This window comes from Paralcaligenes sp. KSB-10 (assembly GCF_021266465.1).
Taxonomy (GTDB): domain Bacteria; phylum Pseudomonadota; class Gammaproteobacteria; order Burkholderiales; family Burkholderiaceae_B.
This window is the reverse complement of sequence record NZ_CP089848.1, coordinates 25,214-50,723: the sequence shown is the minus strand read 5'-3', so window position 1 is coordinate 50,723 and position 25,510 is coordinate 25,214. Positions and strand designations below refer to the sequence as shown.

Sequence of the window (25,510 nt, the reverse complement as noted above, 5' to 3'; positions counted from 1 at the left end):
ATTTTCCGCAGCCTTTGCCGGCAAACCGCATATAAACCACACATTGACACTTTCTGACATACCTCGTACGGCTTAGTTCGCGCTCCGTCACAAATTGGCGGCGTTATCCTGCTATACTTTTTTCGCCCATAACCATCCCCGCGTCCCCATGAAACTGATTGGTTCCCTGACTAGCCCGTATGTACGCAAAGTGCGCGTCGTCATGGCCGAAAAAAAGCTCGATTACGAATTTGTGCTGGAAAATGTGTGGGCGGAAGATACAAAAATCCAGGAATCCAACCCACTGGGCAAAGTCCCCTGTCTGCTGATGGACGACGGCGGCAGCCTTTTTGACTCCCGCGTCATTGTCGAATACCTGGACACGCTTTCCCCGGTGGGGCGCCTGATTCCCCAGGCCGGCCGCGACCGCACCGCTACCAGGTGCTGGGAAGCCATAGCCGACGGCGTGCTCGACGCGGCGGTTGCCATCAATATCGAAACCAACCGACGGGCCGCCAATTTACGCAGCGAAGACTGGATCGATCGCCAGAGCAAGAAAATCTCGGCGGCGCTGGAATTCATGGATCAAGGCTTGAACACCCAGGCATTCTGCATGGGCGTCAACTTCAGCCTGGCCGATATCTCTGTAGGCTGCGCGCTGGGTTACCTGGACCTGCGTTTCGATCACCTGAACTGGCGCAAACAATACGGACACTTGGCCCGCCTGGAAGAAAAACTGGCAATCCGCCCGTCTTTTTCCGGTACGCTACCGCCTCAAAAATAGCCCGCGTGTGCGGGCTGCCTTCCAGCCCGAAAGCCATCATTCAAACGCCCTATACGCACCGTACAACATATACGCAGCCAGGGAAAACAACAGGCAGGCAAAGACCCGTTTCAGGGTGGCGACCGGCCAACGATGCGCGCAGCGCGCGCCGAGCGGGGCGGTCAGCACGCTCATGGCCGATAAAACGAGCAGCGCAGGCCAATATACATACCCCAGCATGCCAGGCTGGCCCTGCACTTCCTTGAGACCGGAAAAAATATAGCCAAGGCTATTGGCCACTGCAATGAAAAAACCCAGCGCCGCCGACGTGGCCACGGCGTGACGCACCGCCACACTGCAGCGGGTCATGAACGGTACCGATAAAAACCCGCCACCGGCGCCCAGCAAGCCCGAGGCGAAACCGATAGCCACACCCACCCCCGCCGTCGCCGCCTTGCCAGGCATTTGCCGTGGAATGGCGGGTGGCTTGGCCACCAGCATGCGCAGCCCCGAATAGCCCACAAACAGGCCAAAAAACAAGGACAGCCATGCACCGCTGAGATAGGAAAAAACCGCTCCGCCGGAAATCAGGCCGCCCACGATCATGCCCGGAGCCATGACCCCCACGATGTCCCAGCGAATTGCCCCCTTGGCGTGATGGGCCCGCACGCTGGAAATCGAGGTAAAAATAATCGTGGTCATGGAAGTGGCAATCGCCGCATGCACGACCAGCGAATCGGGAACCCCAAACAGCGGGAACAGCATGGTCAGAAAAGGCACCAGCATCATTCCGCCGCCTATTCCCAGCAGCCCTGCCGCAAAACCGACAATGCATCCGAGAAACAGCAAGCTGATAATAAAGACCAGATCCATAATTACCCTGAAGATTCAACACATCGTGGTTTGGGGCGCGGCAGTTCAAGTCGCGATTCGACGCGGCTCCTGAAAAACAGGCGCCTGCCTAGGGCGATGCAATAAAACCGCCGCCCAGACACACATCGCCCGCATATAGTACGGCAGATTGCCCGGGGGTCACGGCCCACTGCGGGTCGTTAAAACTCAAGGCAAACTTGTCCGAGGCAGGCCCCCGCAACACACAGGCCGCATCGGCCTGCCGATAGCGGGTCTTGGCCGTGTACGCGCCTGGTTCGGGAACCTGCCCCGACACCCAGCTCGCTTCCTGCGCTTGAAGCTGCTGCGCCAGCAGCCAGGGGTGATCGTGCCCCTGCACAACATACAAGGTATTGTTTTCGAGATCTTTGCGCGCCGTATACCAGGCGTCAGCCGTTCCGTCGTCGCGCTGCCGCCCCTTTACGCCACCGATGCCCAGGCCTTTGCGCTGGCCCAGGGTATAAAAGGACAGGCCATGATGCTGGCCCACAGTCGCGCCCTCCGCGGTCTTGATGGGGCCGGGCTGGGTAGGCAGGTAGCGATTGAGAAACTCGCGAAACGGACGCTCGCCTATGAAGCAGATACCCGTGGAGTCCTTTTTTGCAGCATTGGGCAAGTGCAGCGACCGCGCAACGCTGCGCACTTCCGTTTTGGGCATTTCGCCCAGAGGAAACAGCGTTCGGGCTAATTGCTCCTGATTGAGCCTATGCAGGAAATAGCTTTGATCCTTGGTCAAGTCCAGGGCCTTGAGCAATTCGTAACGCATGCCGTGGCCCGTTTCCACACTCCGCACTCGCGCATAGTGTCCGGTCGCGATCAGGTCCGCCCCCAAAGACATGGCGTGGTCCAGAAAGGCCTTGAACTTGATTTCCGCATTGCAGAGTACATCGGGATTGGGCGTGCGGCCCGCCGAATATTCGCGCAAGAAATCGGCGAAGACGCGATCTTTGTATTCAGCGGCAAAATTCACGGCCTCGATATCGACGCCGATCAAATCGGCAACACTGGCCGCATCCAGCCAGTCCTGACGCGTCGAACAGTATTCCGAATCGTCGTCGTCCTCCCAGTTTTTCATGAACAGCCCAAGAACTTCATAGCCTTGCTGTTTCAGCAGCCACGCCGTAACCGAGGAATCGACCCCTCCCGACATGCCAACGACTACGCGCCCTTTCGATTTCGATGCAGATAATTTAACCATCGAGGTATTTTAAACTTATCCGGCCCAATATCGGGCACCGGCCTATGCCGCGGCTTTCGCCTGTGCAAGAGCCTGGTCGACGACTTCGACCCAATGCCGCACAGGCGTGGCCGTTCCGCTTTGCAAGTGTCCAATACAACCGATATTGGACGAAACGATGCAATCGGGCTGGGCCGCGGCCAGGGCCTGCAGCTTGCGATCTCGCAAGGCTTTGGACAACTCGGGCTGTGTCACGGAATACGTGCCGGCCGACCCGCAGCACAAATGCGATTCGGCGAAAGCATGCAGCTCGAAGCCCAGGTCCGCAAGCAGGCGCTCGGTCAGGCCGCGCAGGCCCTGCCAGTGCTGCAGCGTGCAGGGGGGATGGAAGGCAACGCGCTCGGGCAAGCCAAGCATGGCAGGCTTCAAGGCCTCCGCGTGTGGCGCAACAAGCTCGGCAATATCCCGTACTTTGTCGACGACACGCAAGGCCTTGACCACATAATGCGGATCGAAGCGCAAATGATGAGCATATTCTTTGACCATCGCCCCGCAGCCCGACGCATTCATGACTACCGCCTCGACGGCGCCGCTATCAAGCAGGGGCAGCCACGCATCGATGTTGGCACGCATTTGCGCCAGCGCAGCCTCTTGTGCGTCCAGATGAAAATTGATGGCACCGCAGCAGCCGGCGCCCGCGACGACCTGGGTACCGATCCCGATCGCATCCAGGACGCGTATCGTGGCTGCATCGATCGTCGGCATCATGGCCGGCTGCACACACCCGGCCAGCATCAGAACCTGCCGCGCGTGCCGGGAGCCATCGGGCAGCACGCCCGCCGGGCGAGCCTCTGGAATCTTGTTTTTCAGCGTCTCGGGCAGCACGCCCCGCACCAGTCGGCCCAATTTGTAGGCTGGCTCGAAAACCGGCGAATTCAGTGTATGGCGTAAAACGGCACGCGTGGCCTTTTGGGCCAAGGGGCGCTCAACCTTCTGATCGACCAGATTGCGCCCGATATCGATCAGGGCGCCATATTCGACCCCGGAGGGACAGGTGGTTTCGCAATTGCGGCATGTCAGGCAGCGATCCAGATGCTGCTGAGTCGCCACAGTGGGCTCGACGCCTTCGAGGACTTGCTTGATCAGATAGATGCGCCCCCGGGGACTGTCGAGTTCGTCTCCCAGAATCTGATATGTAGGGCATGTTGCCAGACAGAAGCCGCAATGCACGCAGCGACGCAGAATTTCTTCGGCCTCTTTGCCCAGTTCGGTATCACGCGCCCATGATGCTAAGTTTGTTTGCACAGCTAAACCTCAAAATTCGGGAAACAGACGTTTTGGATTGAAAATACCCATTGGATCGAGTTCTTGTTTCAGACGGCGGGACACACTCATCAAGCCGGCATCGAGGGGGTGAAACACGGGAACATCGAGCCGTGCTGGATCATAGCGAAACACAGTGGCGTGCCCGCCCAGCCCGGCTACCTGCTCGCGCAGATCGCTGCCCGATGCAACCTTCGATAACCAGCGCTGGCCGCCATTCCACTCAATCAGCGTGGGTCCAAGACCCAAAGGCGAAACCTGGGGAGGCACGGCAACGCGCCATAACGGCACTGCCTGAAAGAAAGAATGCGTCTGATCGCGCAGGCTATTCCAGAATGCCTGCGCCTCGTGCGGGTCAACAAGCTGGCCGCCGATTTTTTGCAAGCCGCTGGCGACGGCGGGCGTGCTTCCCGATACTCGCACCCAAAGCCGGCCTTCTTTTTCGTCGCCCGTTGCGTGCCAGCACGTGGCGGAAATAGGTAAAGGCTGGCCACGCCAACGATTAAAGGATTCCAGCGCTTCGGTTTCCGTACACGCAAGCACCACCGTACTTTCCTGGAAGGGCTTGGGCGCAACTTTGAGGGACACTTCGACCAAGGCTCCAAAAATCCCCATTGATCCTGCCAGCAGGCGCGATACATCGTAGCCGGCCACGTTTTTCATGACCTCGCCGCCAAACTCGAGCACTATGCCTGATGAATCGAGCAACTTGGCTCCCAAAACGAAATCGCGCAGGCTACCCGCCGCCATGCGCCGCGGGCCCGCCAGGCCGGAAGCCACACACCCACCCAGCGTGGAAGCAGGGCTGAACCGGGGCGGTTCGAATGCCAGCATCTGGTTCTGCTCATCGAGTGTCCGTTCGATATCGGACAGCAGCGTTCCCGCCCGAGCCGTGATGACCAATTCGGAAGGCTGGTAGTTGACTATGCCGCAGTAGCCCGATAAATCGAGTACTACATGGCTGTTGAGATCTTCGAGATCGGTGGCTTCGCCATAAAACCGCTTGCTTGCGCCGCCACGAATATGCAAGGGACGTTGCGCGGCACGAGCGGTCATGACCTGTTCGCTCAATTCCGATAAAACAAACTCCATTTGTGACTCTCAAAAACGAGGTAATTCGGGAAAACGGATATCGCCGCCATGAACATGCATCTTGCCGTACTCCGCGCAGCGCGCCAGCGTCGGAATGACTTTTTCGGGATTCAGCAAGCCATACGGGTCGAAGGCGGTCTTGACCGCTGCAAACGCATTGAGCTCTTCGCGTGTGAATTGCACACACATTTGATTGATTTTCTCGATGCCCACGCCATGTTCGCCTGTGACCGTACCGCCGACCTGCACGCACAGTTCAAGGATTTCAGCCCCGAATTTTTCGGCCCGCTCGACCTCGGCAGGCTGGTTCGAATCGAACATGATGAGCGGATGCAGATTTCCGTCGCCGGCATGAAAAACATTGGCGCAGCGCAAACCGTATTCATCTTCCATCTGCTCGATGGCACTGAGCACGCGGCCCAGGTGGCGGCGCGGGATCGTGCCATCCATGCAGTAGTAGTCGGGCGAAACCCGGCCAGCCGCGGGAAATGCATTTTTCCGGCCCGCCCAGAAGGTCAGGCGTTCGTGATCGGTACGCGACACTTGCAGGCGGGTTGCGCCGGCATCCCGAAAAACCGCTTCCATGCGTTCGATTTCGTCATCGACCTCGGCAGCCGTCCCGTCCGACTCGCATAACAGGATAGCGGCGGCCTCGAGATCGTAGCCCGCCTTTACAAAGGGCTCGACCATATGCACGGCGCGCTTGTCCATCATTTCGAGGCCTGCCGGAATGATTCCGGCAGCAATCACATTGGTTACCGCCCTGCTGGCCGCTTCAACGCTGGCAAAACTGGCCATGATGACTCGCGCGCATGCCGGCTTGGGAATCAGCTTGACCGTTACCTCGGTGACCACCCCGAGCATGCCCTCCGAACCTATGAAAGCCGCCAGCAAATTCAGGCCTGGGCTGTCGGGTGCTTCCGAACCCAGCTCGAGTATGGCGCCGTCGATGGTGACAACGCGAACCCGCAAAACATTATGAACAGTAAGGCCATATTTCAGACAATGTACCCCGCCCGAGTTTTCGGCGATGTTCCCACCGATGGAACAGGCAATCTGGCTGGAAGGATCGGGCGCATAATACAAACCGTATGCCGCCGCCGCTTCGGAAATGGCCAAATTGCGCACTCCGGGCTGCACGACAGCCGTTGCCGACGGCAAGTCGATTCGCTTGATTTGATTGAGCTTGGACAGGCCCAGCAGAATTCCTTGGGCATGCGGCATGGCTCCGCCTGACAAGCCTGTGCCGGCGCCGCGCGCAACAATCGGGATATTCAGCGCCTTGCATGCCTGCATGACGGCAATCACCTGCTCTTCATTTTCAGGCAATACCACTACCGGCGGCAGAGACCGGTACAGCGACAAGCCATCGCACTCGTAAGGTCGGGTGTCTTCGATTCTGGACAAAATGCAGTGTGCCGGGATATTTGTTTTAAGTCTTGCCATCAGCCCCACAAAATCCGGCCCGGTCGACTGTGCCGATGGCATCGCGTTATCGTTCATGTATAGTTTTCCCTCAAGCTATAAATGTAACGCGAATGCCTCGGAAATACATGACCGGGACTACCCTAAGACATCCTTTTGTCGATACTCGGGCGATACGTAAGCAGCCATGACATAAACTAAAAAAACAAGACAATCATGAAAACATGCGGCCTTACTTCGTGGGAATAATTTTCCCCGGATTCAGGATGTTGTGGGGGTCGAATGCATGCTTCAGGCTACGCATCAAATCCAATGCATCCTGTCCATGTTCAGCCAGCATGAACTCCATTTTGTGCAAACCGATGCCGTGTTCGCCGGTGCAGGTGCCATCCATATCGATGGCCCGCCTGACCAAGCGATGATTCAGGCGCTCGGACTCGTCCCAGTCGGACTGGCTGTCGGGATCAAGCAGCATCAGCACATGAAAATTGCCGTCGCCCACGTGGCCCACGATCATATAGGGGAAGCTTGCCTGATCCAGCTCTTTGGCGGTCTCGGACACGCATTCGGCCAGGCGTGAAATGGGCACACAGACGTCGGTAGTGCTGGCCCGTGCTCCAGGCCGCAGTTGCAGACCTGCAAAGTAGGCGTTATGCCTGGCCGTCCATAAACGACTGCGGTCTTCCGGGCGCTCGGCCCATTCGAAATCCATGCCGCCGTTATCGCGCGTAATGCTTTGCACGGTCTCGGCCTGTTCTTTGACCCCCGCCGCGCTGCCGTGAAATTCGAACAGCAAGAGCGGCGATTCCTGCAAGCTAAGCTTGCTGTAGGCATTCGTCGCCCTGACGGCGGCGCTATCCATGAATTCGACCCGCGCCACCGGAACCCCCATCTGTATGATTTCAATCACGCTTTGCACGGCCGCATCGAGCGTGGAGAAATTGCAAATCGCGGCCGAAATGGCCTCGGGCTGCGGATACAAGCGCACCGTTACTTCGGTAATGATGCCCAGCGTACCTTCGCTGCCTACGAAAATCCGGGTCAGGTCATAGCCCGCCGACGATTTCTTGGCGCGATTCGCAGTTTCAATAATGCGCCCATCCGCGGTGACCACTTTCAGATTCATCACATTTTCGCGCATGGTGCCGTAGCGCACCGCATTCGTACCCGAAGCGCGCGTGGCGGCCATGCCTCCCAGGCTGGCATCGGCTCCGGGGTCGATCGGAAAAAACAGGCCAGTGTTGCGGATCTCTTCGTTGAGCTGCTTGCGGGTTACCCCTGCCTGCACGGTGGCGGTAAGATCTTCGGAATTGACCGCCACCATCTGGTTCATGCCGGACAAATCCAGGCTGATACCACCATGTACAGCCAATAGATGCCCCTCAATCGAGGAACCGGCGCCATAGGGAATCAGGGGCACCTTGTGCTGATGGCAGAGCCGGGCCACCCAGGCGACCTCGTCGGTACTGGACGCAAACACCACGGCATCGGGCAGCATGGGTGGATACGGCGATTCGTCGCGCCCGTGATGTTCGCAGACGGCATGAGCGGTGGAAACACGCTCTTTGAACTGTGCCTTTAACGCATCCAGAAAACCTGCCGGAATCGGGCGTCGGGCACTCTCGAGAAAAACTGGGGCATTCATCGATCAACTCCGGAAGTAATTTAGCTACGATACAACATTCAACCATTAGCTGACCGCGGAAGCCTGAGCGGCAACTTCTCGACGATGCCTGACCGCCTGCGCCAGACGCTCCATAACCTGCACCGAGGTATCCCAGTCGATGCATCCGTCGGTAATGCTTTGACCGTACACAAGAGGCTGGCCTTCGACGAGGTCCTGCCGCCCTCCGACCAGATGGCTTTCAACCATGACGCCGAAAATGCGCTCGTCGCCACTTTCCATCTGCTGTGCGATATTTTCAATTACCGCAGGCTGATTTCTGTAGTCTTTGTTACTGTTGGCGTGGCTCGCGTCTATCATCAGTCGGGCGCGCAAGCCCGATTTGGAGAGAATCTGGCATGCCTGCTCGACATTGTCGGCGTCGTAATTAGGCACTTTCCCGCCTCGCAGGATTGCGTGGCAGTCTTCATTGCCAACCGTAGACACAATCGCCGAATGGCCCCCCTTGGTAACCGACAGGAAATGATGCGGCTGAGACGCCGCCTTGATCGCGTCAACGGCGATTTTCACATTGCCATCGGTGCCATTTTTAAAACCTACCGGACACGACAGGCCCGAGGCAAGCTCGCGATGCACCTGGCTTTCAGTGGTACGCGCACCGATAGCTCCCCAGGACACCAGGTCGGCAATGTACTGCGGGGTGATCATGTCAAGGAACTCGCAGCCCGCGGGCAGGCCAAGATCATTGACATTGATAAGCAGCTCGCGCGCCGTGCGCAAACCCTGATTGATGTTGAAACTGCCATCCAGCATGGGATCGTTGATCAGCCCCTTCCAGCCAACCGTAGTGCGGGGTTTTTCGAAATAAACCCGCATGATGATTTCAAGCTCGCCCTTGAAGCGCTCGCGTTGCTTCTGGAGGCGCTTGGCATATTCCAGCGCGGCCTCCGGGTAATGAATCGAGCATGGCCCTATTACCACTGCCAAGCGATCATCGGCGCCCTGCAGAATATTGTGCAGGGCATGGCGAGCCTGGTACACCGTATTCGAAATCTTGGTCGTACACGTAAATTCGCGCATGACGTGAGCGGGCGGGCTCAACTCTTTAATTTCTCGAATACGTAAATCGTCGGTATTGTGTAACACGGATCAGCTCCAGGGTAATGTCCATCTCGGCAAGCGGTACAAAAAAAGCCGCCTAGCTAAGCTGGCGGCTTTTTGGGAATTTGGTTTTTTTACTGCGTACTACGCTTCCCTTCCTCCACCAGCGGTCTTGGAAAGGTATAAAAATAAAAGAAAAATTGGCTTGCGCAGTGCATAGTTGTAAATCCTAGCACAGAGTCGGCGGCATGCCAAATAAAATCAATGGCAATTTGCGACTCTGTGCAAAAAAACCGGGCTCAGGCAGTGCCGCCGACCGTCAGGCCATCCATGCGCACCGTTGGCATCCCAACTCCAACAGGAACGCTTTGCCCCTCTTTGCCGCAGGTTCCGACACCGGAATCCAGTTGCAAATCGTTGCCTATCATGCTCACCCGGTTCATGGCGTCGGGCCCGTTGCCTATCAAGGTGGCTCCCTTGACCGGATAGCTTATTTTGCCGTTTTCGATCACATAGGCCTCGGACGCCGAAAAAACAAACTTGCCGCTGGTGATGTCGACCTGGCCACCGCCAAAATTGACCGCGTAGAGGCCTTTTTTAACCGAGGCGATAATTCCGGCCGGATCTTCCTTGCCTGCCAGCATATAGGTATTGGTCATGCGCGGCATGGGCAAATGCGCAAACGACTCACGCCGGCCATTGCCGGTAACTGCCGTTTTCATCAGGCGTGCATTCATGGAGTCTTGCATATAGCCACGCAAAATGCCGTCCTCAATCAGCACATTGCGCTGGGTGGGGTTGCCTTCGTCGTCGACATTGAGCGACCCGCGGCGATCGGCCAGGGTTCCGTCATCGACCACAGTAACCCCTTTGGAGGCCACCCGTTCGCCCATGCGGCCGGCAAAAATGCTTGAGCCCTTGCGATTGAAATCGCCCTCCAGGCCGTGCCCCACCGCTTCGTGCAGCAAAATACCGGGCCAACCCGAACCCAGCACCACTGTCATTTCGCCGGCAGGCGCCGGCCGCGCCTCGAGATTGATCAGGGCCTCGTGGGTTGCGCGCTTGACGTAGGAGCGCAGAATTTCGTCGGAGAAATAGGCCAGGCCGGTACGCCCGCCTCCGCCGCCGTGCCCCATTTCGCGCCGGCCGCCACGCTCGGCAATCACCGTAAGAGAAAGCCGCACCAGGGGGCGCACGTCGGCAACCAGACGGCCGTCGCTGCCCGCGACCAGGATCACATCGTATTCGGCGCCCAGGCCGGCCATGACCTGGATAATATGCGGGTCGGCGGCGCGCGCCATGGCTTCGACGCGCTCGAGCAAAGCCACTTTGTCGGGCGCCGACAGAGTATTCAAGGGATCGATCGCAGGGTATAAATCGTGGTTGACCCGAGCCTGCCCGGTGACGACCTTTTGGCGCCCGGCCCCTTGCCGGCCTATGCTGCGCACGGTTCGGGCGGAAGACAACAATGCTTCGGCGGACAAAGTATCGGAATACGCGAAAGCGGTTTTCTCGCCACTGATGGCGCGCACCCCCACGCCCTGGCCGATGGAAAAACTGCCCGTTTTGACTATGCCCTCTTCGAGGCTCCAGCCTTCGCTGCGCGTATATTGAAAATACAGATCGGCATAGTCGACTTTATGCGTAAAGATTTCGCCCAGGGCACGTGCCATATCCGCTTCGCTCAAGCCCCAGGGGTCGAGCAGGACGGATTTGGCCGTGGCCAATGCATTAATCGTAGGGTCGGAAAGTTTCATGACAAGTGGCGCTACCATAATTAAACAAGGATTACATCGTACGATGTTTCAAGGCGGGCAAAGCTTCACGCACATCGGCCAGGCGTTGTTGATCTACGGCGCCTATTGCGAAACCAAGCCCTTCGGGGCATTCGTCGACTATATCGCCCCACGGGTCAATTAGAACAGAATGCCCCCAGGTGCGGCGACCATTTTCATGCTTGCCGCCTTGTGCAGCCGCCAGGACGTAACATTGATTTTCAATGGCGCGGGCACGCAGCAGAATTTCCCAATGGGCGGAGCCGGTGGTGTAGGTAAATGCCGAGGGCACAATAATCAGGCTGACTTCGCCCAGGGCCCGATAAAGCTCGGGGAAACGCAAATCGTAACAAATCGACAGGCCGACCTTGCCGCAGGGAGCGTCGAATAATTGAGGGGTATTTTCGCCGGGCCGAATCGAAACAGATTCGTCGTAGGATTCGCCGCCCTTCCTGAAACCGAACAAATGGATTTTGTCGTAGCGTCCGATGCGGGCGCCGGTCGGATCGAAAACCAGGCTGGTATTATAAATGCGTTGATTATCCGGGCTTTCCAGGGGTAGCGTGCCGCCAACCAGCCAAATACCATGCTGCAAGGCCTGCGCCTTGAGGAAATCCTGTATGGGGCCTTGCCCCAAAGCTTCACGCAGATCGAGTTTATCGCGATCATGGCGGCCCATTAAACAAAAATACTCAGGCAAAGTGATTAATTCGGCTCCCGCGCGCGCCGCCTGCCCAATCAAATCGGCGGCTTGTTTCAAGTTTTCGGTCAGGTCGGTGGTCGAAACGGTTTGAATAGCCGCGACACGAAAGTTTTTTGCGGTCATGATGATTTTCTATCGCCATAAAATATATATCAGTTTCTGATTTTCAAAATAGCAAAGCTTGTATGCAATGCTCCAGGCCATTCAGAAAATTAATCAGCAACGATGGATAAACATTAAAAGTTGATGTTATTATTTCAATCGCAAACATCAATACCTGCGTTAACAACGCCGATAATCAGGCATCTGCAAGAAATCGCCAAAACTCCAGTTGCAGCCAGCCAATATGTGCAGCAGCAAGCACCCAAATTCATTATGTACGGCAATCGGCAATAACGCGGCCATGGATATTTGTAAGCAGACAATATCAGACGGCAGGTTTTCTTGACCTAAATACGGTAATCATACATATTCATCAGGAATGCACAATGGCACAAGATACTTACTCTACCCTCAAGTTGAAAATCGAAAAAGAAATCGCCAAGCTGCAAAAAAAGGCTCAAGACCTTCAAGCCAAACGCCGCAACCCTGTTATTGCATCAATTATCCGTTCAATGCGCGAATATGGCATTACACCGCAGGAAATCGCCACAGCCTATAATAAAGGGCCGGGCAAAACCGCCACTGTGCGCAAGTCTGAAACCAAGCCTGCCGTCAAACGCGCCGTGCCTGTCAAATACCGCCATCCTCAAACTGGCGAATCCTGGACCGGCCGAGGCAAGGCGCCTCGCTGGATTTCCGCAGCCGAAGCCGCTGGCGAAAAGCGTGAAAGCTTCCTGATTTCCTGATTAAACCTGCTTATCGCGGATTTCTTTCATACCTGATTTCACGCACCTGGCCATTATTCCCCGGGAAACCGTCAAAAACAGCACGCGCCAAATAAGGCATTACAGGCAAAAGATTATCTCCTCCGCTGAAATTCACAGCACTGGAACGATATACTTCGGCGCCATGATTGTGACGATCCTTGATCGAAACAGTCAGGGAATTCTTGTAAACCTGCACCGGCACATTAACAATGGACGGGCCAAAATACACCCCGCCTCCCCAGCCTCGGTTATAGGGGCCATAATAGCCACCCCAACCAGGTCCGAATCCATTATAAAAAGGCGGGTCGGCATATTGTTGCACCCAAGTCTGGGTAACTGGATTTCCATAAGTGAAGGTCACATCGAATCTGGCGGGCTGGTTTTTAATGGCCTCGACCAGGCCAGTAGGGCCGATCGCTGCGCGAATCATATCGGCATAGGTATCGAACTCGAGATTATTGGTTTGAGTCGGGCCAGGCACAAGACGATACGTCTGCCCGGCAACTCCGGCCGGCCATTGCTGGTACGACGTGACTCGAGCCGATATGGTCGACGCGCAGCCCGCCAGCAACAGCGTGCACGACAGCAGCGCCCAGCGTCGCCATGAGGCAAACCAGCCCTCGGTCATTTTCTGCAACATAATACTCACCTCATTGTGCCTTCTGGAAAATCATGCATGTCCCGCCATGCAAGAAAAACCCTCCGCCTATCATTAAAACAGCATAATGCCATTTATATACGATAAGACAATGAACCGCGGAAAAAGGTTGCACACGCCCATCAAAACAGCGGCTCCCGCACACACTACAATACGGCGTATTGAAAATACTTTCAGGCCTGCGCCATGCATACCAATATTGCTTCCACTGTTGCCCGCCTCGATTATCAGGCCTATCCATACCGCCTGCCCAATGTAGAACTGCATTTCGATCTCGATGCCGAGCAGACCCGTGTGAGCGCACGCCTGCATCTGGAACGCGCCACGGAAAGCAATCTGCCCCTGGTCCTGAACGGGGAAAACATACAGATGGAGTCGGTGGCCATCGACGGCCAGGCACTACGTCCCGACCAATACCGCCTTGACGAAAAATCGCTCACCCTGTTCCCGACGACGGCTGTTTTTGTCGTCGATGTGGTAAGTCTGTGCAAGCCCGCCGAAAACTCCACGCTGATGGGCTTGTATCTGTCGGGCAATAGCCTGTTTACCCAATGCGAAGCCGAAGGGTTCAGAAGCATAGTATGGTTCCCCGACCGCCCCGACGTCATGTCGCGCTATCGGGTAACGCTATGCGCCGATAAGACCCTGTATCCCCTGCTGCTTTCCAACGGAAACCTGCTGGAAACCAGCGATCTTGCCGATAACCGGCACACTGCCGTCTGGGAAGACCCCCACCCCAAGCCGTGCTACCTGTTTGCCCTGGTGGCCGGCCATTTCAGTTGCAGAGAGCAAACCGTCCAGACACGCAGCGGGCGCCAGGCCCTGCTGCAGGTCTACAGCGATCTCGATTCACATTCCAAGACCGAGTGGGCGCTCAACTCACTGGTCCATGCGGTCAAATGGGACGAGCAGCGCTTCGGCCTGGAACTCGACCTCGACCGGTTCATGGTGGTCGCCGCGCGCGACTTCAATATGGGCGCCATGGAAAACAAGGGCCTGAATATTTTCAATTCCGCCTACGTGCTGGCCGACCCGGACACGGCCACCGACAGCAGCTACCAGGCTATCGAATCCGTCATCGGGCATGAATATTTCCATAACTGGACCGGTAATCGCGTCACCTGCCGCGACTGGTTCCAGCTTTCCCTGAAAGAAGGGTTGACTGTATTTCGCGACCAGGAATTCTCGGCCGACATGATGTCCCAGGGCCTTGCTCCCGCCGAGGCCAGGAGCGCGCGCGCCGTGAACCGCATCGACGACGTCAGCACGCTCAGGGTCGCCCAATTTCCCGAGGATGCCGGCCCCATGGCGCATCCCATACGCCCCGAGAGCTATCAGGAAATCGGCAATTTCTACACGGCTACCGTGTACGAAAAAGGCGCTGAAGTCATCCGCATGCAGCACACGCTGCTGGGCGAAGCCGGATTCAGGGCCGGGATGGACGAATATTTTCGGCGCCATGACGGGGCCGCCGTTACGTGCGACGATTTCGTCAATGCCATGGAATCAGTCTATGTCCGGCAGAACCCTGGCAAAAACCTCGATATATTTCGACGCTGGTATTCGCAGGCCGGTACGCCGCGCGTCAAAGTAGAACTCCACTACGACCAGCAAAAGCAGTCCTGCTCCATTACCCTGAGCCAGCACTGCGATCCGGTAGGCATCGAAAAGCTTCTTACTCCGCCGCAAGTCAAGCCGCCTTTGCACATTCCATTCGCGCTGGGCTTGCTCGACCAGGCAGGCAAGCCGCTCCCCATCCATCATCAAGGCCACACGCACGACACAATACTGCTTGAATTGTGCGCCGAACAGCAAACCTGGGTTTTCGATAAGCTTCCTGAAGCGCCCATCCCTTCATTGCTGCGAAATTTTTCAGCGCCGGTAATTGTCGAATACCAGCGTTCAAATGCCGAGCTTGCCCTGCTCGCGCAGCACGATACCGATCCGTTTGCGCGCTGGGAAGCCGGCCAGGAATTGGCAAGCCGCCAACTGCTGGAAATGGTCCAGGCCTGCCAGGCCAAACAGCCGCTGACCGTGCATCCCGACTTCATCGAAACCTGGCGCGCCCTGTTGGAAGACCCACAGCTGACTCCCGCCTATCGCGCATGGGCATTGACCTTGCCAGCCGAAAAAATCCTGCTGGAAAAAACCACACCTATGGATCCAGCCGCGGTAACCACCGCGCGGACAGAGCTGCGCAGCGTACTGGGCTCCACCTTGGGGCCATTATGGCTAAATGCCTATCACCAGGCCACCACCCCAGCCGGCGACTATCGCCCCGATGCGTTGTCGGCGGGCCGAAGGGCCTTGAAAAACCTCTCGTTGTCCTATCTTATGGCAGGTGCCCACCCCCAGGCGGCAACGCTGGCGCTCAAACAATATTACGACGCCAAGAACATGACCGACCGCATGGGGGGCCTGTCGGCCCTGGTCAACTTTTCCGATACCCCCGCGGGTTCGCAGGCCCTGAGCCATTTTTACGAACAGTGGCAACAGGAACCGCTGGTTGTGGATCGCTGGTTTGCATTGCAGGCCGCGGCTCCAAGCACCACGGTAGACACCATACGTGCCCTGATGTTGCATCCGGCTTTTACCTTGCGCAACCCCAACCGGGCCCGCTCGCTGATTTTCCAGTTTTGCATGAATAATCTGCAAGGTGTTCACACCCCGGAAGGCTACGCCTTCTGGGCCGAGCAGGTCATTGCCCTGGACCAGATCAACCCTGAAATCGCGGCACGCCTGGCACGCGCTTTCGATAACTGGGCCCGCTTCGTTCCGGCCAGCCGCAGCGCAATCAAACAGGCGCTCGAACATATACAAGGGCAAGCCACCCTGTCGAGCAATGTTGGCGAAATCGTATCCAAAGCCTTAAAAATCTAATCTCGGGAGCCCATCTTGAAACGCAAAACCCTAACGCAATACCTGGTTGAACAACAACGCAAAAAACAGGCCGTCTCGGCTGAAGTGCGCCTGCTGATCGAAACCGTTGCCCGAGCCTGCAAGGCCATCGGACACGCCGTGGGCAAAGGCGCGCTGGGCGGCGTATTGGGCAGCCTGGAAACCGAAAATGTTCAAGGTGAAGTCCAGAAAAAGCTCGATGTGCTATCGAACGAAATCCTGCTGGAAGCCAATGAATGGGGCGGGCACCTTGCCGCCATGGCTTCCGAAGAAATGGAAACCATCCACCGGATTCCTAATCGTTATCCCAAAGGCGAATACCTTCTGCTGTTCGATCCCCTGGATGGCTCTTCGAATATCGACGTCAATGTATCGATCGGCACTATTTTTTCGGTATTGCGCGCGCCCCATCATGCTTCCGGACGCGAGGTCGACGAAGAAGATTTCTTGCAGGCCGGCACTGAACAGGTTGCCGCAGGCTATGCCGTATACGGCCCCCAAAGTTCGCTGGTGCTGACCGTCGGCACGGGTGTCGTCGGCTTTACCCTGGATCGCGAAATGGGCTCATGGGTACTGACCAGCGAAAGCATCACCATCCCCGAGCAAACTTCCGAATTTGCCATCAATATGTCCAATATGCGTCATTGGGAAGCTCCGGTAAAACGCTATATCGACGATTGCCTGGCTGGAAAAGACGGCCCTCTGGGCAAAGACTACAACATGCGCTGGATCGCCTCGATGGTGGCCGACGTGCATCGCATCCTGACCCGCGGCGGCATATTCATGTACCCGCGCGACCAGCGCCCGTCGGGCAAGGCCGGCAAACTCAGGCTAATGTACGAAGCCAATCCCATGAGCTTTATCATCGAACAGGCGGGCGGTGCCGCCATCGACGGCGGTGAGCGCATTCTGGAGGCCAAACCGTCAGCCCTGCATCAGCGCATAGGCGTGATCCTTGGATCCAAGGCCGAGGTAGAACGCGTGCAGCGCTATCACCGCGAGTCAAAATAGCAGACTCTCCGATCTCTAGGGGGCGCCCCTTTGTGGGCGCCCGAGACGCCAGTGGCCATTGAATTGGCCAAGAGCAGGCACAAAGGCCCGCTCCTGCTGTACCTCACTGCGCAATGGATTCGACGGCAAGCAGCAATTTGCCGATATTTTCGCCTTGCTCCAGGCGACGATGCGCGCTATGCGCCTCGGCAAGCGGGTAGACCTCACTGATCACCGGTCGGATGGCCTCACCCAGCAAGGGCCAGACGTGCTCCTTGAGCGCCTCAGCGACCTTTCTCTTTCTGGCCGGCGCCAGCGGCCGCATCAACGACCCCGTAATGCGCGCCTCCTTCTGCATCACTGCTCGCAGAGGCACCGGAAGAGGGCCGCCCGGGCCCTGTGACAAATGAACGATCCTGCCGCCGTACGCCAGCACCGCCAAGTTTTGATCGATGTAACGCCCGCCCGACATATCGAGTACCACGTCGACCCCGATACCCGCTTCGGCCATGCGTTTCGCGAAGTCATCCGTCCGATAGTTGAACGCATCGTTCGCGCCCAGCGAACGGGCAAACGCCACTTTCTCATCGCTGCCGCAAGTCGTGTAGACCGCGTGCCCCAGAGCTCGCAGCAACTGGATCGCAAACACTCCCACACCGCTGGTCCCGCCATGAATCAACGCGGTTTCATCCGGCTGCATCGCGCCAACCGAAAAGAAGTTGTACCAGGAAGTGAAGGCCGCCTCGGGCACGCTGGCCGCTTCGCGCAAGGATAGATGGGCGGGAACCGGGAATACATTGGCCGCATCGGCGATCGCATATTGGGCATACCCGCCGCCGTCGACCAAGGCGCAAACCGGTGAGCCAACTTCGATACCGCGGACGTCGCCACCCACCGATTCGATATGGCCTGATACCTCCAGACCCGGGATGTCCGACTCATGCGTATTGGGCCCCCTTGAACGCTGGCCGCAGTCATGCCGGTTGATGCCAGCGGAATGCACGCGAATCAATACCTGGCCGGAGGCCGGTTGCGGCCGGTCGCGCCGCGCCATGGTCAATACCTCCGGGCCGCCCGCTCGCGCAATAGCAATGACATCCTGAGACATCGATTCAATGTTTCCCATATTTGATCAACCTTATTGTTTACCTGTCGGACTCTGGACCACGGGTGCCCAGCGCGTGTGTTCCTGGGCGAGAAAGGAAGCAAAGTCCTTGGCGCCCAGGTAGGCCGGCCGAGAGTCCAACTGTGTCAAATGATGGATGACAGTAGGATCGGACATGGCCTCGCGCACACTTTGCTCGAGTCTTGCAATGATTGCCGGTGGAGTCTTCCGTGGCACCTGCAAGCCGTACCATGACGAAACATCGACCTTCGAATAGCCCATTTCCATCAGCGTGGGCACCTCTGGATGCTTGGGTGAGCGTATATCACTGCTGCTGGCGAGCAGCCGCAACTGCTTGCTCTGAGTATGGGACGCCACGTTGGTCGCCGCTACCGCGGCAATGGACAGACGGTTACTGATCAGATCGATGAGGATCGGCGGCGCCCCTTTGTACAGAATCGGCGTCAGGCTGATTCCAGTCGCGGAAGTCAGCAGGCTCATGACCAATTCCTGGGTCGATCCAACTCCCGTGCTGCCATAGAACATGCCCGGTTTCTCATGCGCCATTTGCACATAGCTCTGGAGGGTCTTGGCCGGAGAATCGAATGCCGTCACCAGATAGTTTGGCGATTTTGCGAGTCGTGCCACCGGCGCCAGATCTTCTTCACGCCAGCTCAGGTTTTTTTCGACGAGCGGATTAAGCGTCAGCCATTGGCTGGTCGCAAGCACTGTGTAGCCATCAGGCGCCGCCCGTGCCACCACTGCCGCCCCGATATTCGAACTGGCTCCCGGGCGATTTTCCACCACCACAGGCTGGGCCAATGTCTTCGAGATGCTCGCGCCCACCGTACGCATGATGATATCGACCGCGCCACCGGCCGGATATGGCACCACGATATGAATCGGCTGGCGAGGCCAATCGGCGGCGTTTGCCGAACCGACCACCAGGCATGCCGCTGAAAACACAAATGCACTCGATATTTTCATGTTTGTCTCCTCGTTCTGTCCAGACCAGGCCGGTCTGTGGATTGCAAGCCCATAACTCTTTCGTGAAAGCAGATGCCGGCTAGGTTTCTTTAAGTTTTTCGGCGGCCTCGGCAATCTGCAGTGCGAACTGCGCAGTGGACAGCGTGACCTGCCTGGCGGCCTTCGCTGCCGCCCAGGCATCGCCACGCTGCATGGCCTCCAGCATCGCCTGCCATAGTCGATTCGACTCGCGTCGACGTTCGACGGTCGACTGGCCCAGGAAGCAGTAGTACCAAAGCAGCTTCTGCCGAAAGTCCGTCACCATCGCGTGCAAATACCGGTTGCCCGCCAAACTCGATGTCAATGTGCTGATGGTCGCCGTCTGCTGCTTGTAGGCACGCTCGTCCCTCCCCGCCTCGGTCAGTTCAATCAGCTTGCCGATTTCCTCGCTCACCGCCGCAATCTTCTCGGGCGAGCCGTCTTCAGTGATCCTCTGCACACAGATAGCCAACAGATCGGCGCGAATCTCGAACAATTCGCGGATCTCTTCCAAAGAGTGCCGGATCACGCATACGCCGCGCCATGGAAAAATTTCAATCAGGCCTTCGCGCTCAAGTACCCGGAATGCTTCTCTAAGTGGCGCCCGGCTGGTGCCAAAACGCAGCGCGATTTCCTGTTCCTTGAGGCGTTCGCCGGGGCTGTAGACGCCCGTCACAATATCATTGGCCAAGCGCGAGGCGATTTGATCGACCAGGGACTGGGGCTGCACTCGCTCGTGCGGCAAAGAGGAAGAAGCGGAATATGACGTCATGATCCGGAGGTAAAAGAGTTGAAAGGGGCAATGCACAATAACATCAGCGATCGATCCGATAAATTGCCAGCTTGGCTTCATCGACGATCAAGCCGATGCCCGGACCATCGGGCAGTGTCAGGCACCCTTCGCTGATAACGAGGTCGCGATCGCAAATGTGGTCGCAAGCATCCAGAAACGTACTGAATTCATGTTCGTGCTCTGAAGGATAAGAACATGCGAATTGCGCCGCCGCACAGGCCGTGATGTGCATATCGCCCTGGCTGCCGCTATGCAGCGGAAGGTGAAAGCCCCTGCACAGCGCGACGATGTCGCGCGCCTGCCGATAGCCATTGCGGGCAACCTTGAGAACTACCGCGCGAATGGCGCCAAGCTTGAGCTCATGCAACACATCGTCCGGGCTGAAGCAGCTGTCGTCGCCGCTGATCGGAATACTCGTACGCCCGGCGCACAGGCTCTTGCCCGCGGCATCCCTGGCTGCCAGCGGTTCTTCGATCAGCGCTATGTCGATCTCTTCCAGGGCGGGCAACGCCTGGAGCAGCATGTGCGCGGTCAAGGACTGATTGAAGTCTATCGAGATAGAAACGGTATCGCCACACAGCCGGCGCAGCTTGCGCAGGAAGGCGATATCGTTCCGGTATTCGTGGGAACCTTTCACCTTCAATGCGCGAAAACCGTATTTGCCCATCATTTCATCGGCATCGCGCAGCATGTCCGTTTCAGACGCCATGCGCAGGCGCCAACTGACCGGCAGCGGCCGGTGAATGGCGCCAAGCAATCGGGCGCAGCTTATACCCAGACTCTTCGCCTGCGCGTCGTGAACCGCCATGTCGATCGCCGCTTTCGCGACCTGATTGCCGCCGAAGCTCCCAAGTATGTTCCATATCGCATCGAGATCGAAAGCGTCGATCCCTATCAACCGTGGCGTGAAGTGGTCGTCGATGATGGCCACGATCGATTTCTGCGTGTCGCCCAGTATGGTCGGCCGCGACGGCGCATCGGCAATGCCCTGGGTACCATCCGACAACGTGACGCGTACCAGCACATTGTCGACGTCCGTCATCATTCCGCGGGCCCAGGCAATGGGCCTCGCCAAAGGAATCACATAGGGAATCGCTTCGATACGGCGAATGACAAGATGGTCTGGGCCGGCGGCAAGGGGCGGGTTCATACTTCTCGCAAAAGACACTGCAGGGATGGAAAGCTCATCTGACATCATGGCGCGTTAAGGCGTGATTCCCAGTTTATTGACCAGGCCGCCCCATTTCTTCACCCCTTCGGTGATTGAACGGCGCGCTGCTTCGGGCGTACCGCCAACTGGCTCGGCCCCTTCCTGCGCCAGGCTGGCCTTGACTTCAGGTAATTTGAGAATGCGATTGACCTCGACATTGAGCCGGTCGATGAGCGGCTTGGGAGTGCCGGCCGGCACCATCAAGGCGAACCAACCCAGCGCCTCGTAGCCAGGCACTCCCGCTTCGGCCACGGTCGGCGTATGCGGCAACAGGGGATGGCGCGTGGCGCCCGTCACCGCAAGTGCCTTGAGCCTGCCCGTAGCGATCTGCCCAATGACTAATGGAAATGGCGCAAACGACAGCTGAATCGTACCCGCCATGACATCATTGATCGCGGGCCCACTGCCTTTGTATGGCACGTGCGTCATGTCGATATGGGCCATCGACGCGAACAATGCTCCGAACAGATGGTTTGACGACCCGCTGCCTGAAGATCCATAGTTCAGCTTGCCGGGATTCGCCTTGGCATAGGCGATCAGGCCTTTCACATCATTGAAAGGCAACTTGGGGTTGGCCACCAGGACAGTCTGCGGCGTCGCGAGCAGGGCGACAGGTGCCAGGTCGGCTACCGGATCGTACGGCAGGGTTTTGTACCAGGCGGCCGCGGTAAGGATATTGCCAAAGCTGGCGAGCACCATCGTGTAGCCATCAGGCTTGGCTTTTGCAACCGCGTCGACTCCAATGGTGCCTGCGGCCCCCGGGCGATTCTCCACCACTACCGTCTGGCCGGTGGATTCGCCGAGCCTCTGCGCAATCATGCGGCCCAGCAGATCGGTGTTGCCGCCAGGCGTATAGGGCACGATCAAGCGAATCGGCCGGTCGGGATACACGCTTGCTCCGTGGGCCAATGCCATACAGGCGGCCAAGCCGATGGCTGCAATCAGTCTCTGAATCATTGAAGCATCTCCCCTTTCATTCGCCCTATACACGGACGATGAATTCATGGTAATGAGACGCCGTTGCCATCGAACCCGGGATAGATCGATTTCAACGGCATCGGGCGGTTAATTCAGGCATGGGCATCAGCGGGTTCGCCGTGCCGTCTGGCATACGAGGTGCTGAATTCGCGCGTCTGTGCGAAAACAGGCGGCAGCGGGCGTCCGTTGGGCAGTGTGAGCCAGGCCCGCAGGAGATGGCGGCGCCGCGCGGGATCGTCGTCATCCTGGTATTTGGCGCGCGCATGCAGCACCGCGTAGTTGCTGGCCAACTGGATATCGCCGGCCTGCATGTAGAACGATAGCTGCACCTCGGGATCGATACAGAGAGATTCAATCAGATCGATGGAGTCCTGCTGCGCCGGAGTCAGGCGCGGAACCTCGGGAAATTCCTGGGCCGTGCGCAAATAACGCCTCTTATAAAGAATGCTGAGCCGCCCCGCGAAGAAATTGAAAATGGGCACGGACTGGACCTTCAGGCCGCCGCGATGCTGGCCACGCGTATCGAAATGGAAGGGCTGCTGCAGTACCTCAATGAGATCGGGACGGCGACGCAGCACTTCATTGTATAAATGGGCGACGCTCACCAGTTTGCTTATCCCCCCTGATTTTGCCGGCCTCAGGCAGAGCAGCATGAAGGCATCCCCGCCATCGTTGTGAAAGGTCAGCTCATCGTCTGTTTGATAGCTTCGGACCGAATTATTCTTTTCGACTCGCAGCCCTGTGTTGGTCACGCTGTGCAAGCGATTGCCCGCACGATCCTGTTCTTGAGGCTCTCCAAGATGAACCGACAAGCCCCAGAAAAGAATACGGCTGTCTTCCAGCGAGTAGCGCTCGACGGGCAAGCCGCGCAACAGGGCGAACCCCCTGCCGCCCTCGAGGTCGTTACGCACCGCGTCGAGGCGGCGCGCCATCAAAGGCATGGGGAAATCGTCGCGCGTGAGGCTTGTCAGTTCCACACCCATGGTTTTCACGTGCTTTACAGCTGCATCGATTTCATCAATTTCGGCGGGGCTCAGGTGACTGATCCATTGTTCGCTGCCGCGCAAACTGGCGCCGCTCCATACCTCCGGGCCAGAAAGAAATCCGGATTTCTGCTGTTCCATAGCGTCTCCTCGGCCGCAGCCTATATTGAATAACGTAAGATTTACCTATTGTCGACAATATAACAATAAGTGGAAACCCGTAAGGCGAGCGAGAAAACTGAGCTAGCCCATTGGGGCGTTTTCGGTTCTAGCGTTTATGGGGCTGGACGCGTTTCAGTGACTTTTGTTTTGGGCTGTTTTTAGGCTTGAGGTGTGAATTTGAGCTGCCTGTACCGGTTTGAGCGATGGCTTTGGACGGTGCGTTGCTGTGTTGGCTGTGTAGGCGGCGGTTAATTCTATAAAGACGCCGCAGGGTGGGCGGTGCGGTGTAGTCCGGCACGTCCAGCGGTCGTGGCGCTACGCACCCCGACTGCCCGGGTCTGCCTCGTCCAGGCGGGCGTCGGGCGAACTCGCCCGGCCTCGCGAGGCCGGGCTCAGACAGCGCCCGCCGAAGGCCCCCGCCTTCCCTTCGTCAGCACCCGGCGCTGGACTACCGCCGGACTACACCGCACCGCCCACCCTGCGGCTTGCGTTGAGGCAATGCATAGAGAGATACGTTGGGGAAGCGGCGTTGAGCCAATCACAGACTACATTGAAGCGGTGGGTGCTTTTAGTACATCCAGTCGTCAAGCCATCGAGTCGTCAATCGAGGTAGATGTGGCGACGTGATGGAGGCATGAGTGCGGGCACGTTAACGGTTCTAGGGGTGCAGGCCCATTAACGGTAGGGGCAAGCACGTAAATTCCGGACATCCCGTGATGCAATTCCAGGCAGGCCATTACGTGAGCCGTCTATCGGGGCTTGGGGTCAGGACCGGCGTAAGGCGTGCGCCGGATGCTACCGTAGGGAAGGCGGGGGCTTTCGGCGGGCGCTGTCTGAGCCCAGCCTCGTGAGGCTGGGCGAGTTCGCCCGACGCCCGCCTGGACGAGGTAGATCCGGATCAAGCACGCCGTGCCGGGCCTGACCCCAAGCCCCGATAGACGGCGTCTTTAAATACCAATACCCATCCACCACCGAATGCCACAAACAGAATGCTGCAAACAACTCGACCCAAAAATACACTAAACAAAAGTTGGGCAGTTAAAAAACCAGGTCGGGCACCAGACTCGCCGCTACGTTAGCGTCTGGGAATTTCCCAGACGCTATTTACGAAATATCGACGTAATCCAATTATTTAACGCGGTCGAGTTTTAATCACGGTCGAGTTTTAATCACGGTCGATTTTTTGATCGTCACTCAATTATTTGACCTTGGTCACGCTCTCGGGCAAATCGGCGCCGTGATATTTTTTATAAATCTCATTCAATTTGCCGTTTTTCAGATTCGCCACAACCCAGGCATCAACCCATTCTTTTAACTTGGGATTGTTTTTAGGCAGAGCGATGCCAAGCATGTAGTTCTGCATCACGAATTTCGTTTCGAAGGGCTTGCCCGAGGTTTTCTTGTTGATTTCCCCGATCAGAGGCGCCTGGGTCGACACCACGCCCACCTGGCCCGACACCGCGGCGGTAATCAAAGTGGCATCATCTTCGAAGCGCTTGATATTGGCACCTTTGGCCATTTTCGTAATGGTGCTGTCATTCACCGTGGCACGAGTAACCCCTACGTCCTTGCCGGCCAAATCGGCATAACCGTGAATACTGACTGCTTTTGGCGCAGCAACTATTGTTTGCAGAGCCGCGTAAGGCGTAGAAAAATCAATGACTTTCTTCCGTTCGTCGGTGACCGATAAATTAGCTACGGCCAAGTCCGCTTTTCCGGTCTGAATCGTCGGGATACGCGCCGCGTTGGTGATCTGAACCAGCTCGAGCTTCACACCCAAGTCTTTGGCCAACAGCTTGGCCGTATCGACATCCGAACCCGCGGGCTGCAAATTGGCATCGGCATAACTGAACAGCGGAACGCCCATCGCCACAGCGATACGGATTTTCCCCGCCGCCTTGATCTGGTCAAGCTCGCCCGCACTGGCCAGGCCGACGGCGGAAACCAGCGTCAGGGCAAAGAGCGAACCAAAAATTGTTTTTACTCGTTTCATGTTGATATCTCCG

The 25,510-nt window shown here is 57.4% G+C and carries 21 protein-coding genes; 4 read left to right on the top strand and 17 right to left on the bottom strand.

The window, feature by feature from the left end:
- Window positions 1-148 precede the first annotated feature (148 nt).
- Complete coding sequence (locus LSG25_RS00230; RefSeq protein WP_232742735.1) at window positions 149-763, top strand: glutathione S-transferase N-terminal domain-containing protein; 615 nt, start codon at window positions 149-151, stop codon at window positions 761-763.
- A 36-nt stretch (window positions 764-799) separates the two neighbouring features.
- Here the strand turns inward: LSG25_RS00230 and LSG25_RS00225 are convergent, their stop codons facing one another.
- From LSG25_RS00225 to LSG25_RS00185, 9 genes are all read right to left on the bottom strand, one after another.
- On the bottom strand, window positions 800-1,615 hold the full coding sequence (locus LSG25_RS00225; protein ID WP_232742734.1) for a sulfite exporter TauE/SafE family protein: 816 nt from the start codon (window positions 1,613-1,615) through the stop codon (window positions 800-802).
- 88 nt (window positions 1,616-1,703) lie between these two features.
- Entirely contained in the window at window positions 1,704-2,831 is a 1,128-nt protein-coding gene (gene mnmA, locus LSG25_RS00220; protein WP_232742733.1) for a tRNA 2-thiouridine(34) synthase MnmA, read from the bottom strand.
- A 42-nt stretch (window positions 2,832-2,873) separates the two neighbouring features.
- Complete coding sequence (gene glcF / locus LSG25_RS00215; RefSeq protein WP_232742732.1) at window positions 2,874-4,115, bottom strand: glycolate oxidase subunit GlcF; 1,242 nt, start codon at window positions 4,113-4,115, stop codon at window positions 2,874-2,876.
- A gap of 9 nt (window positions 4,116-4,124) precedes the next feature.
- On the bottom strand, window positions 4,125-5,225 hold the full coding sequence (gene glcE / locus LSG25_RS00210) for a glycolate oxidase subunit GlcE (protein WP_232742731.1): 1,101 nt from the start codon (window positions 5,223-5,225) through the stop codon (window positions 4,125-4,127).
- 9 nt (window positions 5,226-5,234) lie between these two features.
- Complete coding sequence (locus tag LSG25_RS00205) at window positions 5,235-6,671, bottom strand: FAD-linked oxidase C-terminal domain-containing protein (RefSeq protein WP_232744503.1); 1,437 nt, start codon at window positions 6,669-6,671, stop codon at window positions 5,235-5,237.
- A gap of 211 nt (window positions 6,672-6,882) precedes the next feature.
- Window positions 6,883-8,295, bottom strand: coding sequence for an FAD-binding oxidoreductase (locus LSG25_RS00200; protein ID WP_232742730.1), 1,413 nt, complete (start codon window positions 8,293-8,295; stop codon window positions 6,883-6,885).
- 45 nt (window positions 8,296-8,340) lie between these two features.
- A complete protein-coding gene (aroG, locus tag LSG25_RS00195; protein WP_232742729.1) occupies window positions 8,341-9,420 on the bottom strand; it encodes a 3-deoxy-7-phosphoheptulonate synthase AroG in 1,080 nt (359 codons plus the stop codon).
- A gap of 254 nt (window positions 9,421-9,674) precedes the next feature.
- Window positions 9,675-11,132 carry a metalloprotease TldD gene (tldD, locus tag LSG25_RS00190; protein ID WP_232742728.1) on the bottom strand — a complete coding sequence of 486 codons (1,458 nt, stop codon included), beginning with the start codon at window positions 11,130-11,132 and terminating at the stop codon, window positions 9,675-9,677.
- Window positions 11,133-11,163: 31 nt separating this feature from the next.
- On the bottom strand, window positions 11,164-11,976 hold the full coding sequence (locus LSG25_RS00185; RefSeq protein ID WP_232742727.1) for a carbon-nitrogen hydrolase family protein: 813 nt from the start codon (window positions 11,974-11,976) through the stop codon (window positions 11,164-11,166).
- Window positions 11,977-12,341: 365 nt separating this feature from the next.
- On the opposite strand from LSG25_RS00185, the gene LSG25_RS00180 reads away from it, so the two are divergent.
- On the top strand, window positions 12,342-12,701 hold the full coding sequence (locus LSG25_RS00180) for an H-NS family nucleoid-associated regulatory protein (protein ID WP_232742726.1): 360 nt from the start codon (window positions 12,342-12,344) through the stop codon (window positions 12,699-12,701).
- A gap of 10 nt (window positions 12,702-12,711) precedes the next feature.
- Here LSG25_RS00180 and LSG25_RS00175 read toward each other — a convergent pair whose 3' ends face one another.
- Entirely contained in the window at window positions 12,712-13,362 is a 651-nt protein-coding gene (locus LSG25_RS00175) for a DUF4136 domain-containing protein (RefSeq protein WP_232742725.1), read from the bottom strand.
- 204 nt (window positions 13,363-13,566) lie between these two features.
- Between LSG25_RS00175 and pepN the strand changes: the two genes are divergently transcribed.
- Window positions 13,567-16,260 carry an aminopeptidase N gene (pepN, locus tag LSG25_RS00170; RefSeq protein WP_232742724.1) on the top strand — a complete coding sequence of 898 codons (2,694 nt, stop codon included), beginning with the start codon at window positions 13,567-13,569 and terminating at the stop codon, window positions 16,258-16,260.
- 15 nt (window positions 16,261-16,275) lie between these two features.
- Window positions 16,276-17,289 carry a class 1 fructose-bisphosphatase gene (locus LSG25_RS00165; protein WP_232742723.1) on the top strand — a complete coding sequence of 338 codons (1,014 nt, stop codon included), beginning with the start codon at window positions 16,276-16,278 and terminating at the stop codon, window positions 17,287-17,289.
- A gap of 103 nt (window positions 17,290-17,392) precedes the next feature.
- On the opposite strand, the gene LSG25_RS00160 is transcribed toward LSG25_RS00165, so the two are convergent.
- The 7 genes from LSG25_RS00160 to LSG25_RS00130 all read right to left on the bottom strand — a co-directional run bounded on the left by LSG25_RS00160 (window position 17,393) and on the right by LSG25_RS00130 (window position 25,497).
- Window positions 17,393-18,394 (bottom strand): NAD(P)H-quinone oxidoreductase, encoded by a 1,002-nt coding sequence (locus LSG25_RS00160; protein WP_232742722.1) that lies wholly within the window; start codon window positions 18,392-18,394, stop codon window positions 17,393-17,395.
- A 12-nt stretch (window positions 18,395-18,406) separates the two neighbouring features.
- Complete coding sequence (locus LSG25_RS00155) at window positions 18,407-19,360, bottom strand: tripartite tricarboxylate transporter substrate binding protein (RefSeq protein ID WP_232742721.1); 954 nt, start codon at window positions 19,358-19,360, stop codon at window positions 18,407-18,409.
- Window positions 19,361-19,439: 79 nt separating this feature from the next.
- On the bottom strand, window positions 19,440-20,231 hold the full coding sequence (locus tag LSG25_RS00150; protein ID WP_232742720.1) for a GntR family transcriptional regulator: 792 nt from the start codon (window positions 20,229-20,231) through the stop codon (window positions 19,440-19,442).
- Window positions 20,194-21,321, bottom strand: a complete 1,128-nt coding sequence (locus LSG25_RS00145) for a mandelate racemase/muconate lactonizing enzyme family protein (protein WP_232742719.1) — start codon at window positions 21,319-21,321, stop codon at window positions 20,194-20,196. Before LSG25_RS00145 ends, LSG25_RS00150 begins: the two co-directional genes overlap by 38 nt.
- A 54-nt stretch (window positions 21,322-21,375) precedes the next feature.
- The gene (locus LSG25_RS00140) at window positions 21,376-22,338 is read right to left on the bottom strand and encodes a tripartite tricarboxylate transporter substrate binding protein (protein WP_232742718.1); all 963 of its coding nucleotides are present in this window, start codon (window positions 22,336-22,338) and stop codon (window positions 21,376-21,378) included.
- A 113-nt stretch (window positions 22,339-22,451) separates the two neighbouring features.
- Complete coding sequence (locus tag LSG25_RS00135) at window positions 22,452-23,483, bottom strand: TauD/TfdA family dioxygenase (RefSeq protein ID WP_232742717.1); 1,032 nt, start codon at window positions 23,481-23,483, stop codon at window positions 22,452-22,454.
- Window positions 23,484-24,702: 1,219 nt separating this feature from the next.
- Window positions 24,703-25,497 carry a transporter substrate-binding domain-containing protein gene (locus LSG25_RS00130; RefSeq protein WP_232742716.1) on the bottom strand — a complete coding sequence of 265 codons (795 nt, stop codon included), beginning with the start codon at window positions 25,495-25,497 and terminating at the stop codon, window positions 24,703-24,705.
- Between the last annotated feature and the right edge of the window lie 13 nt (window positions 25,498-25,510).